The organism is Planktothrix sp. PLAVEN19ND, from assembly GCF_057220675.1.
Genome location: NZ_CM170132.1, coordinates 4,822,248 through 4,836,714, shown reverse-complemented (window position 1 = coordinate 4,836,714; position 14,467 = coordinate 4,822,248). Strand labels below are relative to the sequence as shown.

At 38.2% G+C, this 14,467-nt stretch carries 17 protein-coding genes and 1 pseudogene; 9 read left to right on the top strand and 9 right to left on the bottom strand.

Annotation, left to right across the window (positions count from 1 at the left end; translation table 11 throughout):
• Positions 1-7: 7 nt before the first annotated feature.
• Together vapC and AC2D3N_RS20755 are read right to left on the bottom strand one after the other, a co-directional pair.
• Positions 8-409, bottom strand: a complete 402-nt coding sequence (gene vapC / locus AC2D3N_RS20760) for a type II toxin-antitoxin system tRNA(fMet)-specific endonuclease VapC (RefSeq protein ID WP_079680771.1) — start codon at positions 407-409, stop codon at positions 8-10.
• Entirely contained in the window at positions 406-645 is a 240-nt protein-coding gene (locus AC2D3N_RS20755; protein ID WP_079680770.1) for a hypothetical protein, read from the bottom strand. The genes vapC and AC2D3N_RS20755 overlap by 4 nt, the downstream gene beginning before the upstream one ends.
• A 156-nt stretch (positions 646-801) precedes the next feature.
• Between AC2D3N_RS20755 and rplI the strand changes: the two genes are divergently transcribed.
• Positions 802-1,260, top strand: a complete 459-nt coding sequence (gene rplI, locus AC2D3N_RS20750) for a 50S ribosomal protein L9 (protein ID WP_079680769.1) — start codon at positions 802-804, stop codon at positions 1,258-1,260.
• Positions 1,261-1,548: 288 nt separating this feature from the next.
• Here rplI and AC2D3N_RS20745 read toward each other — a convergent pair whose 3' ends face one another.
• Complete coding sequence (locus AC2D3N_RS20745; RefSeq protein WP_484692009.1) at positions 1,549-1,773, bottom strand: DUF2281 domain-containing protein; 225 nt, start codon at positions 1,771-1,773, stop codon at positions 1,549-1,551.
• A gap of 158 nt (positions 1,774-1,931) precedes the next feature.
• Between AC2D3N_RS20745 and dnaB the strand changes: the two genes are divergently transcribed.
• Positions 1,932-5,192: a replicative DNA helicase gene (gene dnaB, locus AC2D3N_RS20740; RefSeq protein ID WP_484692008.1), complete on the top strand. Its 3,261-nt coding sequence runs from the start codon at positions 1,932-1,934 to the stop codon at positions 5,190-5,192.
• Between the two features lie 91 nt (positions 5,193-5,283).
• Here the strand turns inward: dnaB and AC2D3N_RS20735 are convergent, their stop codons facing one another.
• From AC2D3N_RS20735 to AC2D3N_RS20725, 3 genes and pseudogenes are all read right to left on the bottom strand, one after another.
• Positions 5,284-5,847: an FKBP-type peptidyl-prolyl cis-trans isomerase gene (locus tag AC2D3N_RS20735; protein WP_484692007.1), complete on the bottom strand. Its 564-nt coding sequence runs from the start codon at positions 5,845-5,847 to the stop codon at positions 5,284-5,286.
• Positions 5,848-5,937: 90 nt separating this feature from the next.
• Entirely contained in the window at positions 5,938-6,264 is a 327-nt protein-coding gene (locus tag AC2D3N_RS20730; RefSeq protein ID WP_079680763.1) for a phasin family protein, read from the bottom strand.
• Positions 6,265-6,432: 168 nt separating this feature from the next.
• A pseudogene (locus AC2D3N_RS20725) lies at positions 6,433-6,546 on the bottom strand (transposase); the annotation flags it as partial.
• A gap of 69 nt (positions 6,547-6,615) precedes the next feature.
• On the opposite strand from AC2D3N_RS20725, the gene AC2D3N_RS20720 reads away from it, so the two are divergent.
• Together AC2D3N_RS20720 and AC2D3N_RS20715 are read left to right on the top strand one after the other, a co-directional pair.
• Positions 6,616-7,887 (top strand): RNA-guided endonuclease InsQ/TnpB family protein, encoded by a 1,272-nt coding sequence (locus AC2D3N_RS20720; protein ID WP_484692006.1) that lies wholly within the window; start codon positions 6,616-6,618, stop codon positions 7,885-7,887.
• 9 nt (positions 7,888-7,896) lie between these two features.
• Entirely contained in the window at positions 7,897-8,253 is a 357-nt protein-coding gene (locus AC2D3N_RS20715) for a zinc ribbon domain-containing protein (protein ID WP_484692005.1), read from the top strand.
• A gap of 194 nt (positions 8,254-8,447) precedes the next feature.
• Here the strand turns inward: AC2D3N_RS20715 and AC2D3N_RS20710 are convergent, their stop codons facing one another.
• The 3 genes from AC2D3N_RS20710 to AC2D3N_RS20700 form a co-directional block, all read right to left on the bottom strand.
• Positions 8,448-8,699, bottom strand: a complete 252-nt coding sequence (locus AC2D3N_RS20710) for a CopG family ribbon-helix-helix protein (protein ID WP_484692004.1) — start codon at positions 8,697-8,699, stop codon at positions 8,448-8,450.
• 13 nt (positions 8,700-8,712) lie between these two features.
• Positions 8,713-8,955 (bottom strand): type II toxin-antitoxin system HicB family antitoxin, encoded by a 243-nt coding sequence (locus tag AC2D3N_RS20705; RefSeq protein WP_484692003.1) that lies wholly within the window; start codon positions 8,953-8,955, stop codon positions 8,713-8,715.
• A gap of 128 nt (positions 8,956-9,083) precedes the next feature.
• Complete coding sequence (locus AC2D3N_RS20700) at positions 9,084-9,560, bottom strand: hypothetical protein (RefSeq protein WP_484692002.1); 477 nt, start codon at positions 9,558-9,560, stop codon at positions 9,084-9,086.
• A gap of 346 nt (positions 9,561-9,906) precedes the next feature.
• On the opposite strand from AC2D3N_RS20700, the gene hemC reads away from it, so the two are divergent.
• From hemC to AC2D3N_RS20675, 5 genes are all read left to right on the top strand, one after another.
• Positions 9,907-10,869: a hydroxymethylbilane synthase gene (gene hemC / locus AC2D3N_RS20695; RefSeq protein ID WP_484692001.1), complete on the top strand. Its 963-nt coding sequence runs from the start codon at positions 9,907-9,909 to the stop codon at positions 10,867-10,869.
• 124 nt (positions 10,870-10,993) lie between these two features.
• Positions 10,994-11,641 carry a glycoside hydrolase family 108 protein gene (locus tag AC2D3N_RS20690; protein ID WP_484692000.1) on the top strand — a complete coding sequence of 216 codons (648 nt, stop codon included), beginning with the start codon at positions 10,994-10,996 and terminating at the stop codon, positions 11,639-11,641.
• 6 nt (positions 11,642-11,647) lie between these two features.
• The gene (locus AC2D3N_RS20685; protein WP_484691999.1) at positions 11,648-12,715 is read left to right on the top strand and encodes a glycosyltransferase family 4 protein; all 1,068 of its coding nucleotides are present in this window, start codon (positions 11,648-11,650) and stop codon (positions 12,713-12,715) included.
• Positions 12,716-12,764: 49 nt separating this feature from the next.
• On the top strand, positions 12,765-13,664 hold the full coding sequence (locus AC2D3N_RS20680; RefSeq protein WP_484691998.1) for a S66 peptidase family protein: 900 nt from the start codon (positions 12,765-12,767) through the stop codon (positions 13,662-13,664).
• A 246-nt stretch (positions 13,665-13,910) separates the two neighbouring features.
• Positions 13,911-14,432, top strand: coding sequence for a phycobiliprotein lyase (locus AC2D3N_RS20675; RefSeq protein WP_484691997.1), 522 nt, complete (start codon positions 13,911-13,913; stop codon positions 14,430-14,432).
• Positions 14,433-14,467: the final 35 nt, after the last annotated feature.

Genomic DNA, 14,467 nt, shown 5'->3' with positions numbered 1-14,467 from the left:
GCGTAAATTAAAGTTCCCAATCTTCGATTTGCAAGTTGGGAACTCGGCTAAATTCTGTGGTATTGTGGGTCACTAGAACTAAATTGTTAGCTAAAGCGATCGCTGCAATTTGCAGATCATAGGGGCCAATCGGTGTTCCTAAAGCTGACAATTGGGCGCGAATTTGTCCAGCGATTGCGGCGGATTTTTCACTGAAATGTAAAATAGCAAATTGTTGAAAAAAACGTTTTAATATTGCTAAATTGCTCTCTATTTGGCTACTTCGATATGCACCATAATAAAGTTCAAACTGTACAACAGTACACAAATAAATCTCCCCTGGCTGTTGCAAAGCTAATCGGTGAGTTACGGCTAGATTACTATTATTCAGGAGTTTAATACAAACATTAGTATCGAGTAAGTAACTCAAAACAAATTCTCCCTAATTTCATATTGTCCTTGATTTTCTCGGACTAATGGTTCACCCACCCAGCCACCAATTACCTCCTCAAAAAATCCAGGTTGCCAATTTCCATGTTTCGGGGTTTCACTCTTAGCTTGAAAGATCACAATAGCTTCTAAATCTCTATCTTTAAATTCTGCTGGCATTTGTACCCGTAATATTCCATCCTCACCAATGTGTCCTTTGAACTGAATACTCTGCATTGCAGCCTCCGGGGTGAATCATGACCCAACTTAGTCTGTATTGTACTACGCGATTACGAATACCCTCAATAGGGACAAGTTGATTATGGACTTGCGATCGCACCCTAATCTTGTTAATATAGAGTGTTTGGGTTAAAAAAAATATAGGAACTGATCATGGCGAAGCGTACTCAAGTTGTTCTGACCAAAGATGTGATTAAACTGGGAAAAAATGGGGATCTCGTAGAAGTCGCCCCGGGTTATGCCCGTAACTATTTGCTCCCTCAAAGTATAGCAGTTCGGGCTACCCCCGGCATTCTCAGACAGGTAGAACGACGTCGGGAAGAAGAACGTCAACGGCAACTAGAACTAAAACAACAGGCGGAAGCTCAGAAAAAAGCCCTGGAAGCGGTGGGTGTGTTCAAAATTGCCAAACAAGTTGGGGAAGAAAACGCAATTTTTGGAACCGTTACCGAAAAAGAATTAGCAGAATTGATTCAACAAGCAACGGGTCAAGAAGTTGATCGTCGGGAAATTACTCTCCCTAGTATCAGTAAATTAGGAACCTATAAAGCCAATATTAAGTTACATTCTGACGTGACGGCTGATGTAGAAGTTGAAGTGGTTTCCCTGTAAATTTCATCAATTTCAATGGTGTTTTCCCTAAGCCCGAACTTGAGTTCAGGGCTTATTTTTATTGATTACCAAATTATTTCAATGGTGGTTAATGCCTGAATTTTTGCATCGTGGGTGACTAAGGGAAGATTTAAATATAAAGCAGTAGCAGCGATAATTCTGTCTGGAAATAGATAAAATCTCCTCCATTAACTGCCTGTTCCAATGTAGTTAATGCTATTGGCGACAGTCTTGGCAGATCAAAAATGTACCAAATTAGAGTATGGGTATCTGCTACTACTGAAGGCATCAAACAATCTCCCTGGGAAAATTCCCCCACATTTCTTGTCGGGCTTGGGCTATGTCTTCTTCCGTAATATCTATTTTCAAGTCAGCACACAACCCTTTAACACTTTTTAAGGAGCGTTTTGGCAGATTTTTCTGTTGAAGAAATTCGGCAAAATTTAAAACTTCTTGCTGCTTATCTAGGGGCAGTGTTCGCAACTTATCTAAAACGGCTTGCTCTAAATTCATCGTTTTATTTCCTCCCTAACTATTCTAAAATAGTTTAGACATCTTTACTTAATAAAGCCAACAAATATTATTTAAACAGCATTGTGTAAGATCAATAACTATTCTATAATAAAGTTTAACATAAAATAGTATAATCGGCTTATTAACTAACTCATGCGATGAATGAACCTCAATTTTCCAGTATTAGCGATCGCCTTCCCCCGCAAAATATAGAAGCAGAGGAAGCCATTTTAGGGGGCATTCTCCTTGATCCAGAAGCCATTAGTCGGGTAGCAGAATTATTACAACCAGAATCCTTTGTCCTCAAATCCCATCAAATTATTTATCGGGCAACTTTAACCCTACATTTTCAAGGAAAACCCACGGATTTAATGACTGTGGCTACTTGGTTAGCGGATCAAAATTTACTCGAACAAGTGGGGGGACAATTAAAATTAACTCAACTGGTAGATCGGACTGTTTCGGCGGTTAATATTGATCAATATGGCTTATTAATTTTAGATAAAAAAATCCGTCGCAGCCTGATTACCGGGGGACATAATATTATTGAATTGGCTTATGATACCAGTCAAGATTTAGAAACCGTTCTCGATAAAGCCGAACAACAAGTCTTTAATATTTCCCAAGTTCGACCCCAACAGGATTTAGTATCAATTGGAGAAACTTTAATTGATACCTTCCAAGAAATTGAAGACCGTAATGAAGGAATTGCCCTGCCCGGTATTCCCTGCGGATTTTATGATTTAGATGCGATGACGGGAGGTTTTCAACGGTCGGATTTAATTATTATTGCGGGTCGGCCGTCCATGGGAAAATGTTTAAGTTTTGATAGTAAAATTGTTTTATCGGATGGCAGTATTGTCACGATTGAAGATATTTATAATCGTCAAAAAGCTCAAATTTTAACATTAGGAAATAATTGGAAATTTCAAATTACTGAACCTTCTGACTTTATTGATGATGGAATTAAACCCGTATTTAGAGTAACCACAAAACTAGGGCGTTTTGTAGAATCAACCCTCACCCATCCCTTTTTAACCATTCAAGGATGGCGACCGTTAGCAGAAATTCAACCTGGAGATAAAATTGCTGTCCCTCGTCAATTTAATAGCTTTGGATCTGAAAAATTACCCGAATATCAAGTTAAAATTTTAGGTTATTTACTAGGGGATGGAGGGTTGACCAATAGCAATGCCGTTTTAACGAATAATAATTATAAAATTCAACGGGATTTTATAGAATCTGTGCAAAACTTTACTGGTCTTAAAGTTAGAATTGATAATTATAATGAAACCCGTGCATTATCTTTAAACGCAGTTAAAGACTTAAAATTAGTTACTCATAATAGACAGATTTTTGCTAAAACCCTAAAAGAAATTGCTGAATCTCAAGGAATGTCAAGACTGAAAATTGCTCAAAGTCTAGGGGTTAGTGTATCTTCAGTTGATGCCTGGATTAATGGCAAATCTGTTCCCAAATTAGAATTATTTGAACAGTTATGTCATTTATTAAATATTGATAGGTCTGTTTTAGCTCATGATGGAATAGAAACAATTCAAAAAAATAGTAAAAATTCCTTGGTTATTTGGTTGGAAACAATTGGACTCTGGGGTAAAAATTCTCATCAAAAAACCATTCCTGAAATTATCTTTAAATTAGAGAGATCGCAAATCGCCTTATTTCTAAATCGTCTATTTGCAACGGATGGTTGGGCAACAATATTAGCCAGTGGTCAATGTCAATTGGGTTATGCCAGTGTTAGTGAAGAATTAGCCCGACAAGTTCAACACTTATTATTACGATTTGGTGTTATTGCAACTTTGAAAAAGCGTTCTATTAAATATAAAGAAACCAGACGAACAGCTTGGCAACTGGATATTACTGATGCTTTATCTATTAAAACCTTTATCTCAGAAATTGGAATTTTCAGTAAAGAAGAAACCCTTATAAAAATAGAAAAAGCGTTAATGAATAAACGCTATCAAACCAATCGAGATTTGATTCCCATAGAAATTTGGCAAGAAATCGCCACGGTTAAAGGCGATGAATCTTGGCAAAATTTAGCAAAAAGAGCCGGGATTCCGGGCTATAGTAATATTCATGTTGGTAAACGGCAATTATCACGGGAAAGACTCTGGACTTTAGCCACCGCTTTAGATCATTTACCCTTACAACAGTTAGCAACCAGCGAAATTTATTGGGATGAAATTGTCTCAATTGAATTTATGGGGGAAAAACAGGTTTATGACTTAACTATTCCTGAAACCCATAACTTTGTGGCTAATGATATTTGCGTTCATAATACCAGTTTTGCGGTCGGTTTAGGACATAATATTGCGAAGGGTCAAAAACTCCCCATTGCCGTGTTTAGTTTAGAAATGTCGAAGGGGCAATTAGTCCAAAGACTATTATCTAGTGAAGCAAAAATAGAAAGTAACCGTATTCGTTCCGGTAGAATTAGTCAATCGGAATGGGAACCTCTAACCATGGCAATTAGTTCCTTAGCAGAATTACCTATTTTTATTGATGATACCCCCAATATTACCGTTACAGAAATGCGTTCTAAAGCTCGAAGATTGCAAGCCGAAAATGGGGGGGTATTAGGCTTAATCTTAATCGATTATTTACAATTAATGGAAGGTGCTAGTGATAATCGAGTGCAGGAATTATCGAGAATTACCCGGTCATTAAAAGGATTAGCCAGAGAATTAAGTGTACCTGTAATTGCCCTATCCCAGTTAAGTCGTAGCGTTGAATCTCGAACCAATAAACGGCCGATGTTATCGGATTTAAGAGAATCTGGTTGTTTAACAGGTGATAGCTTAATCACATTAGCAGATACGGGATTACCAGTACCTATTAAAGAATTAATCGGTAAATCTGGTTTTCCAGTTTGGGCATTAAATGAAAAAATAATGAAGCTAGAAATAGCCATTGTGAGTAATGCCTTTTCTACAGGTATAAAACCTGTATTTACCTTAACAACTCGACTAGGAAGAAAAATTAGAGCAACCGCTAATCACAAATTTCTAACAATTCAGGGTTGGAAAAGACTGGATGAGTTAAATGGAGGCTATCCTATTGCCTTACCTGGTTCTACTATAGAAAATAGTGATATTAACTGGGATGAAATAGTTTCAATTATACCTGATGGAGAAGAAGAAGTATTTGATTTAACAGTTCCTGGCTTGCATAATTTTGTAGCAAATAATATTATTGTTCACAATTCAATTGAACAAGATGCGGATTTAGTGATGATGATCTATCGAGATGACTATTATAATCCCGATACCCCAGACCGAGGAATTACCGAAATTATTATGGCTAAACATCGGAACGGCCCCACAGGAACCATTAAACTATTATTTGATCCTCAATTTACTAAATTCAGAAATTTAGCCAATCCTCGTTCGGGCTAAATTAATACACAGAAACCGGGTTTCTTCATATATATAATAACTAGAAACCCGGTTTATTGGAGCTTGTCTATAACTTTTAAGGATGAAATAATCAACCTGCTTTTAACAGTTCCACATCAAAAATTAATGTTGCATTCGGAGGAATTACACCCCCGGCACCGCGAGAACCATACCCTAATTCCGGTGGGATAATTAACTTGCGACGTCCGCCCACTTTCATACTCATAACGCCTTCATCCCAACCTTTAATTACTTGACCCATACCAATATTGAATTGAAAGGGTTGTCCGCGATCGCGAGAACTATCAAATTTTGCCCCATCGGTTAAAGTTCCCGTATAATGAACCGTAACTTTTTGACCCTTGGTAGGAGAGTCACCCTCTCCCACTTTCAAATCCACATACTGTAAACCGGAGTCCGTTGTAATTACTGTTTCTTCTGAATTTGTCATGTTTTGAGCAATAATAGTTTGAGCATTGGTAACAAGATCGGGTGCGAACAAAGGACTACTAGAAGTTGCTACCGTTTGTTGCACTGCAATCGGAGTATTTTGATTAACCGCTTGTGCCTGTTGTATTGATGTTGTAATTTGAGCTACAACTAACACGACCGTACAAACAATAATCACCCCTAAGCTAATTAGAATTTCTCGCAAAATTCATCCTCCTGCATCTAATGATGTACCTTTAGGATTGTTGTTTTAGGGAAAACCCAAGATTCAAGTTTGACATTATTTGGGAACTTTTTAACGCCAAAGACGATTTTCCAAGTCTCTGACCTGACGTTCTAAGCGGTCTAGGCGTCCGCGTAACTCATCCAGTTCTGACTGACGGGGAACCCCCACATCCTGCATTAAATTGCGGAATTGGCGCTGCATCAGGTCTTCTAGGCTAGTTTGATCGAGTTTTAGACCCTGCATCATGTCATCGACAAACTTTTTGGCTTGGTCTGTATTCATCGTCCCGTCTTTGACCCACTGATCGGTGGCTTCCTGCAATTTTTCCGCCACTAGGGAGGTTGTCCCGATCCCAATCATCAACAGTTGTCGGAGTAAATTATTTTGATTATCCATTGTTTCTAACCTGATTAGGCTGCTAAAGTGCAAATATAAAGCTAAGCTTTATGTTTAAACTGACTCACATTTTCTATCTTAACGTCGTGAGAGGACTCCCGCCACAGCGTTAGCTTGGCGGTGAGATGAATCACGACCAAAGAAAACATGAGCGATAGCGAATCCGATTTAATTTTCTGGAGTTGATTGTTGCTCAACATATTTTTTTAACTGTTCAACTGTAATACCACCACAACTAGCAACAAAATAAGAGCCTGTCCAAAAACAAGGTTTATTGTAGAAATACCTTGATGCCAACAAATTTGAGCGTTAAGTGTTATCTTATCAGAAGATGATTAAAATGTAGCAACAATGCTAAACGTTCTCAAGGTAAGATTATATCCAAATAAAGAACAAGAAGTAGCCTTAGCTAAAAACTTTGGCTGCTGTCGTTTTGTTTGGAATTATTACCTTGAGAAGACTAACAATCAGTATCAGGAAACAGGAAAAGGGTTGAATTATTGCGAGATGGCCAAAGATTTAACCCAACTTAAAAAGCTGCCTGATTACTTATTCCTACAAGAAGCTACTGCTGCTACATTACAGCAATCGTTAAAGAATTTAGAATCGGCTTTCAAGAACTTCTTTCAGAAAAGAGCCAAATTTCCTAAATTCAAAAGTAAGCATAAAAAACAATCAATTCGTTACCCAGAAAGTTGTTCAATCAAAGGAAACGGCGTAAAACTTCCCAAGTTAGGGATTATTAAAGCTAGAATCCCAAAAACAATTAGCAGTAAAATAAAATCTGTTACCGTTTCCAAAACAAGTACGGATAAATATTTTGCTGCTATTCTGTTTAAAACCGATGATTTAACCCTTGATAAAAACGGGAAAATCTCAGGGATTGATTTAGGGTTAACGAGTTTAGTAACAGTGTTTGATGGTGAAACTTACAGAAAAGTTGATCCAATTAAACCCACTAGAAAATACGCCAAGCGATTAAAAAGGAGGCAACAATTATTATCTCGAAAGACCAAAGGTTCTAATAACCGTAAAAAGCAAGTTAAAAGGGTTGCTAAGGTTCATGAAAAAATAGCAAATACTAGACAAGACTTTCTCCATAAAATCTCCAGAGAGTTAGTTGACGAGAACCAAGTCATTGTAGTGGAAAACCTTTGTATTAAAGGATTGGCTCGTACCAAATTGGCAAAATCCGTGTTGGATGCTGGATTTGGGATGTTGGTAAATTTCCTGGGCTACAAACTCGAAAGAGAAGGTGGAAAGTTAATTGAAGTTGACAGATTTTTCCCGAGCACAAAACTCTGTAATTGCTGCAAGTTTAAAAACAATTCATTAAATTTGAGTATTCGTGAATGGGTTTGTCCGAATTGCCAAATCTACCACGATAGAGATGAAAATGCAGCAAAAAACATCAGGGAAGAAGGCATGAGAATACTGTCAACAAATACTGTGGGACACACAGGAATCGAAGCTTGTGGAGAGGATGTAAGACTCGTTGGTGCTTGCACTAAAAAGCATTCTTCTGTGAAACAAGAATCCCCCGTCGAGCGCGTGAGCTTGACGGGGGAGTGTCAATTTGTGGTATTTTTCCCCAATTCGCCGATTCGATTTTTCTGGGTTTAAATCTTCAAAATGTCCCATTGTCCCCGTTGTCACCAACTTGTTGATTCTCAGGCGTTAAGTTGTCCCCATTGTCAATATCAGCTTAAAGCCTTTGGACACCCCGGTATTCCCCTCTATCATTCGACGGGGAAGGAATATCTCTGTGAAACCTGTCTCTATCATGAAGATGATACCTGTAACTTTCCCCAACGTCCTTTGGCAAAGGAATGTACCCTTTATCAAAATCGTTCTGAACTGTTAATTTCTGATCCGATTAAATCTCAGCGAAGTATATCTGTTGCGTTCAGAAGTTGGCTTCAACGGAATATTATTTGGGTCGTTGTTTTAGGGTTATTAATTATTAGTTTTATTATAACTCTTTTGTAACCTTTTTTGCATTAATTTAAAAACTCCGTTGTTGGGCTTCAGCCCAAGGATATAGGGACTAGAACATCGAAAAATAGTTGTTTATTGGATAGGCGATCACTTTCGACTTCAAACAGAAAAGGATCGGAGATGATGAGTATCAGATAATGATATAATCAATACTAATAGCCCCGTATCCACTAAAACTTTCTGCTTCATACACCACCAAACCCATTAAAATAATCATGATTTGTACTCAAATCCTTGGGTAAATCTACAACACTTCCAATAACATCCAATTCCATTGCCAAATCATAACAACTTTTTTCAGGGATAAACTTCCGAATGTAACTTTCCACTGCTTCTATAATTAGTTCATGTTCTGATTTATCCTGTAATTCGGCTAAAGTTTTTAGTTGTTCACTTAAAGTTTTACTAACTGGAATTGTAATTGAATTAGTTTGCATTGATTTTAAGCTCCTAATTTTTTATTACTCTAAATTTTTGCTTCTCAAATTCAATCAAAATTGAAGGATGATCAATGAGTCCAAATTCAGTTGAATTTTCATCTTCTAAATGTAAAGCAACAGCCTCTTGTAAATTATAAACCACATCATCTAAGGTTTCTCCCTGTGTGACTACATCAATATCAAGGCATTCAGCAACATAACCCTGTTGTTCGCCTCGATGAATCATCGCTTTGATAGTATTGTTCAATAGCATAATTAATTTTTTGAATTGATTTTAACATTTTAAATCTTTACTAACAATCTATAAACCCTGTAGGGGCGAGGTGCGCCTCGCCCCTACGCTTTTTTTAATATTAGGCAATTTGTACAACTGATTTAGGTTTACTGAATAGGAGATCCGTCTGGAATATTCACCAGAACAGGACAATCAATATTACTCAGACCTTTCAAGTTAAAGTTATATCTCTTGAGAGCATCTGGAGACGTAATATACCTTTTTGTACCCTGATCAAAGAAGTAGATGCGATTATGCAAAGGATGTCCCTGTTGTGTACAAATGACAAGTCTGTTATCATTGTTTATGGGTAGTCCAGGTTCAACAGCATCGGTGTCTAAATAATCTCGATGGTTGGTTACAAACAATCGTGCATATGTAGCTGGATCTGTAATATAACGACGCTGACCTTTGTCAACCCAGAAAATCTTACCACTAACCGGATTTCTAATTAACACACCGTTTAAATCGGGGCGATTGCGTTGGAATGGCTGCTGCGCGTTAACACCTTTGTGAAAAGGGGTTTCACTTGTAGCAAGGAAGAGAACAAACGAGATGCAAACAGATGAAATTAACCTATTCATATTCCCCGGGTAAAATAATGTCTGTTGGCTGTATCAAATCCCTATTATGACTGTTGTTCCTAATAGACAAACGAAAAACCAAGGACTTAGCAACTAATGTAGTATCTTCTCTAGCAAAAGCACTATCAACTTCAAGAAAATTAACTTCCCCAACTCTAACTTTAGTATCTGCTATAAAGACTTTACAATATTTCCTGTGCAGGTAATTTTTGAATGCTGATGTTAGATTAACTGCAATGGATTTATGGGAAAGAGTTCCCGCCGTCACACACCTTAACAACCTTGACGTCCCTCCTTGCGGTAGGCTAGATCCAGTGACTTTATTAGCTTGTATTATCTCCTTAGTATGTCTGTATCTGCCCCGACTCGTACCGTCCGCATTGCATCGCGCAAAAGCCAACTCGCCCTAGTCCAAACCTATTGGGTACAGGAAGAACTTCAGAAACACTTCCCCGACATCACCTTTGAAGTGCAAACCATGTCCACCCAAGGGGATAACATCCTGGATGTCGCCCTGGCTAAAATTGGCGATAAGGGACTATTTACCAAAGAATTAGAAGTAGGAATGCTTGAGCGCAGCAGCGATATTGCAGTGCACTCCCTCAAGGACTTACCGACTCGACTTCCTGAAGGATTAATGTTAGGCTGTGTGAGCGAACGCGAAGATCCCGCCGATGCTTTAGTGGTTCATGAAAACCACAAAGATAAACAACTCGAAACCCTGCCACCGGGTGCTATTATTGGGACTTCTTCCCTGCGACGCCTCGCCCAACTTAGATATCATTATCCCCATTTAGAATTCAAAGATATTCGCGGCAACCTGAATACCCGGCTGCAAAAATTGGATAATGGAGAATATGATGCGATTATTCTGGCCGTTGCTGGGTTAATTCGTTTGGATATGAGCGATCGCATTCATCAAGTCATCAAGAGCGAAATTTCCCTCCACGCCGTCGGACAAGGCGCATTAGGAATAGAATGTCGAGAAGGAGATAGCGATATTCTGGATATTATTAAAGTCCTTGAACACACCCCCACCGCCCAAAGATGCTATGCTGAACGGGCATTTTTACGGGAGTTAGAAGGGGGTTGTCAAGTTCCCATTGGGGTAAATACTGCTATTGAGGGCGACCAACTCACCTTAGTGGGAATGGTGGCAAGTCTTGATGGCAAACGGTTAATTAAAGATACCGTAATTGGAAATACCACCGATGCGGAAGATTTAGGAATTCAACTCGCCCATAAACTCAAAGAACAAGGTGCCCAAGAAATTTTAAACGAAATCTTTGCTGAAATTCAGCGTAGTTAATTATTCTCCTTTTTGGGTGTTAATAGTTCTAAGAGGATTAAGCAGATTAACACAGATGAAAATCTGTGAAATCCGTGAAATCCTCTTAAATCCGTGATCCCATTACCTAACCCTAAATAAAATTATGTCTGAATATCCTGAAGCCTTTAAAACTGCTTTAAAATTCACCTTAAAATGGGAAACTGGTGTCGGCGATACTAGAGATTTAGCAGGTACAGTTAATTATGGGATTTCTCAACCCACCTATGATAGCTATTTACGGGGAAAAAATTTAGCCTCTAAGTCGGTATTACAAATTACCCCAACCGAAGTAGAACAGGTTTATTATGAACAATATTGGAAACCCTGTTTAGCAGATTTCATGGTGTTACCCTTAGCCGTAGCCCATTTTGATACCGCCGTTAATTTTAGTGTCAAAGGCAGTTTAGAATTTCTCCAAGAAGCCATTGGCGGGTTAACAATTGATGGAAATTTTGGGGCTAAATCAAAAATCGCATTAGAAAAAGCCAATAATTTACAAACCGCCCAACGCTATTGTCAAAATCGAATTGACTATCGGTATCAACGGGTAAAAGCTAACCCCAGTCAAGAAGTTTTCTTGGCTGGATGGTTACGACGAGATCAGGATTTATTGCGCTATGTGAATGAATTGGGAGGATTAACAACACCCCAACCAACCGCAAAACCCGTCAGTCAAACGGAAATATTGAGTAAAGTAGAACAGGCTATTCAGTTATTACAAGAAGCTGTGGATTTACTCAAAAAACAATAACTATATATGAACAAACCTTTAAAATTATTATTAGTATCTACTCCCGTTGGGCCCTTGGGTTCTGGGTTGGGAGGAGGTGTAGAATTAACGGTATTGAATATAGCAACTATTTTGCGAAAACGAGGTTATGAAATTACAATTGTTGCACCTGAAACCTCTAAATTAGAATCATTTTCAATAGTAGAAATTTCAGGAGAATTACAAACCTCAGCCCAAACCCAAAGTCGTCAAGATCCGGTAATTTTATCCAATAATTCCGTATTAGCCAATATGTGGAATTATACCATAAAAGTAGCGGATCAGTATGATATAATTATGAATTTTGCTTATGATTGGTTGCCTTTATTTCTGACTCCTTTTTTTCCAGGTAAATTAATCCATTTAATTACTATGGGATCTTTAACCGATATCATGGATAGGGCTGTTCAAGATGTAATCAAACAATCTCCTAATTCTATCGCATTTTATAGCCATAGTCAAGCCGAAACCTTTGGTTTAAAAGCGGGTTATTTTTGTTTAAGTAGTGCTATTGAATTATCTCAATATTGTTTTTGCAGTCAACCCCAAAATCAATTGGCTTGGGTCGGTAGAATTTCCCCAGAAAAAGGTTTAGAAGATGCGATGGCTGCTTCAGTTAAAACCGGAATTCCCTTAATGATTATGGGTAAAATTCAAGACCAGGTTTATTGGGAAACTATTCTGAATAATTATGTCGATGCTCCTATAGAATATTTAGGCTTTTTATCAACAGAAAAACTTCAAGCCAAACTAGGTCAATGTCGGGCGTTAATGATGACCCATCGCTGGATAGAAGCCTTTGGAAATGTTGCAATTGAAGCCTTAGCCTGTGGTGTTCCGGTGATCTCCTATCGTCGAGGCGGGCCAACAGAAATTATTCGAGATGGAATTACAGGTTGGTTAGTAGAACCTGATAATATTAATCAGTTAGTTCATGCTATCAATAATATAGATAAAATTGACCGTTCTGTATGTCGAAAACACGCGGAAACCGAATACTCTTTAGAGAGATTAGGCGATCGCATGGAACAATGGTTATTTCAACTCATCCCGTAGTAAGCCCTTTAGGGCTATCTTATTATTTTATATCAAAAAACAACCAATCATGATCAATTTTCAAGGATTAAAACCCGGAGATAAATTAAGAGTTATTACCCCCAGTGGAGCATTAAGAGAATGGGAAAGGTTCGAGGCAGGGCTGGAAATATGGCGATCGCACGGTTATAATATTCAATTAACATCGGGTTTTGATCAAGTTACAGGTTATTTAGCTGGAACCGATGAAAACCGCCGACAACAGCTAATAGAAGCCTTAAACGACCCCAATTGTCGCGGTATTTTATGCGCTAGGGGCGGGTTTGGGTCAACTCGATTATTAGAAGGTTGGAAATGGGAAAATATCACCCCAATTTCCCCAGATCCTAAATTTTTAATAGGATTTTCTGATATCACCGGACTATTATGGGCGTTTGCCAATCACCCCCAAATTATCGGGATTCATGGCCCCGTTATTACCACCTTAGCCACTGAACCCGACTGGTCAATTCAACGTTTATTTAAAGGAATAGAAACGGGATTTTTTGATACTTTACAAGGAGAAGGTTGGGGAAAAAACAAGGTTTCTGGTCGATTATTTCCCGCGAATTTAACCGTAGCAACCCATTTATTAGGAACAACCTACCAACCGGATTTAACCGATACTATTCTTGCTTTTGAAGATGTGAATGAAGAACCCTATCGTTTGGATCGAATGTTAACCTATTGGCGCATGGTCGGAGGGTTTAAAGGAGTTAAAGGAATTGCCTTGGGACGATTTAGTAATTGTGATGTTAAAGGGAATAATCATAGTTTTACCCTAGAAGAAGTATTGCGCGATCGCTTAGGAGATTTAGGTATTCCCATTGTCTCTAATTTACCTTTTGGTCATCAAGGATCTAATCCTATTTTACCCGTTGGTAGGGTGGTTAATCTGGATGGAGAAAAAGGAACATTGAGTTGGAGTTAGAGCTAAGTCTAATTTAACCACAAAGACACAAAGAAGTTATTGTAAACATTATAAATCCCTGTAGGGGTTGGGTCTTCCAACCCTCTTTGCACCTGGGTTGAAAGACCCAACTCCTACGATAAAATGTTACAAACTCTCCTGATAATTTTTAATAGACTGTGCTAAAATAAAAACGACTTGAATCAAATTTCTGTATTCACTAAAACTCAGTGAAATCAGTGTTTCCCTTCTTTTGGTTGATTAAAGATGAATATTATTGAATTTTTTGAATTAAGTGCTGGAAAATGGTTTTCTCAACGCACTTTACACAATTTAAAATCAGGACAATTACAGGCGGGTAAGTCTAATCTGATCATTGATACTTTACCCCAAACCGATGCTAAAGTTATTCAGCTTTGTCAACAGCATCATATTGACCCAGCCACAATTTCCGGCGGGTTTTGTTCAACCTGGGATGGCACAACAGAAGGGAACTCCAATCAACAAAAAGGCTCGGCTATTTTAATTCCGGTTATTAATCCTGACCATCCCCAAACAGGTCAACTACTCCAAGCCCAAGGCACTAACCCCAATCAATCTCTATCGGGACGCTATAATCTGGGAGAGGATGAAGTGTTAACCGTAATCACAGAAACTCCTAACTTGTATGTAGAAGAACGGTTATGGTATTTAATGCCCAATCTGAGATTAAGAACCAGCATTGTTAAAAATAATATGGGGTTAACTCAGGCTTCTTTTTGTTCAGAAATTCGCATGGGAGTCAAATAATATTAAGGCGAGTTCGTTTAACCTAAAATTCGTAA

Coding starts and splice junctions, on each gene's coding strand:
- AC2D3N_RS20710 (WP_484692004.1), bottom strand. CDS start 8,699: ATGCAAACTAATTCAATTACAATTCCAGTTAGTAAAACTTTAAGTGAA.
- hemC (WP_484692001.1), top strand. CDS start 9,907: ATGTCTGTATCTGCCCCGACTCGTACCGTCCGCATTGCATCGCGCAAA.
- AC2D3N_RS20685 (WP_484691999.1), top strand. CDS start 11,648: ATGAACAAACCTTTAAAATTATTATTAGTATCTACTCCCGTTGGGCCC.
- AC2D3N_RS20705 (WP_484692003.1), bottom strand. CDS start 8,955: ATGCTATTGAACAATACTATCAAAGCGATGATTCATCGAGGCGAACAA.
- AC2D3N_RS20755 (WP_079680770.1), bottom strand. CDS start 645: ATGCAGAGTATTCAGTTCAAAGGACACATTGGTGAGGATGGAATATTA.
- AC2D3N_RS20690 (WP_484692000.1), top strand. CDS start 10,994: ATGTCTGAATATCCTGAAGCCTTTAAAACTGCTTTAAAATTCACCTTA.
- AC2D3N_RS20745 (WP_484692009.1), bottom strand. CDS start 1,773: ATGAATTTAGAGCAAGCCGTTTTAGATAAGTTGCGAACACTGCCCCTA.
- AC2D3N_RS20730 (WP_079680763.1), bottom strand. CDS start 6,264: ATGGATAATCAAAATAATTTACTCCGACAACTGTTGATGATTGGGATC.
- AC2D3N_RS20700 (WP_484692002.1), bottom strand. CDS start 9,560: ATGAATAGGTTAATTTCATCTGTTTGCATCTCGTTTGTTCTCTTCCTT.
- AC2D3N_RS20720 (WP_484692006.1), top strand. CDS start 6,616: ATGCTAAACGTTCTCAAGGTAAGATTATATCCAAATAAAGAACAAGAA.
- AC2D3N_RS20715 (WP_484692005.1), top strand. CDS start 7,897: ATGTCCCATTGTCCCCGTTGTCACCAACTTGTTGATTCTCAGGCGTTA.
- rplI (WP_079680769.1), top strand. CDS start 802: ATGGCGAAGCGTACTCAAGTTGTTCTGACCAAAGATGTGATTAAACTG.
- AC2D3N_RS20680 (WP_484691998.1), top strand. CDS start 12,765: ATGATCAATTTTCAAGGATTAAAACCCGGAGATAAATTAAGAGTTATT.
- dnaB (WP_484692008.1), top strand. CDS start 1,932: ATGAATGAACCTCAATTTTCCAGTATTAGCGATCGCCTTCCCCCGCAA.
- AC2D3N_RS20675 (WP_484691997.1), top strand. CDS start 13,911: ATGAATATTATTGAATTTTTTGAATTAAGTGCTGGAAAATGGTTTTCT.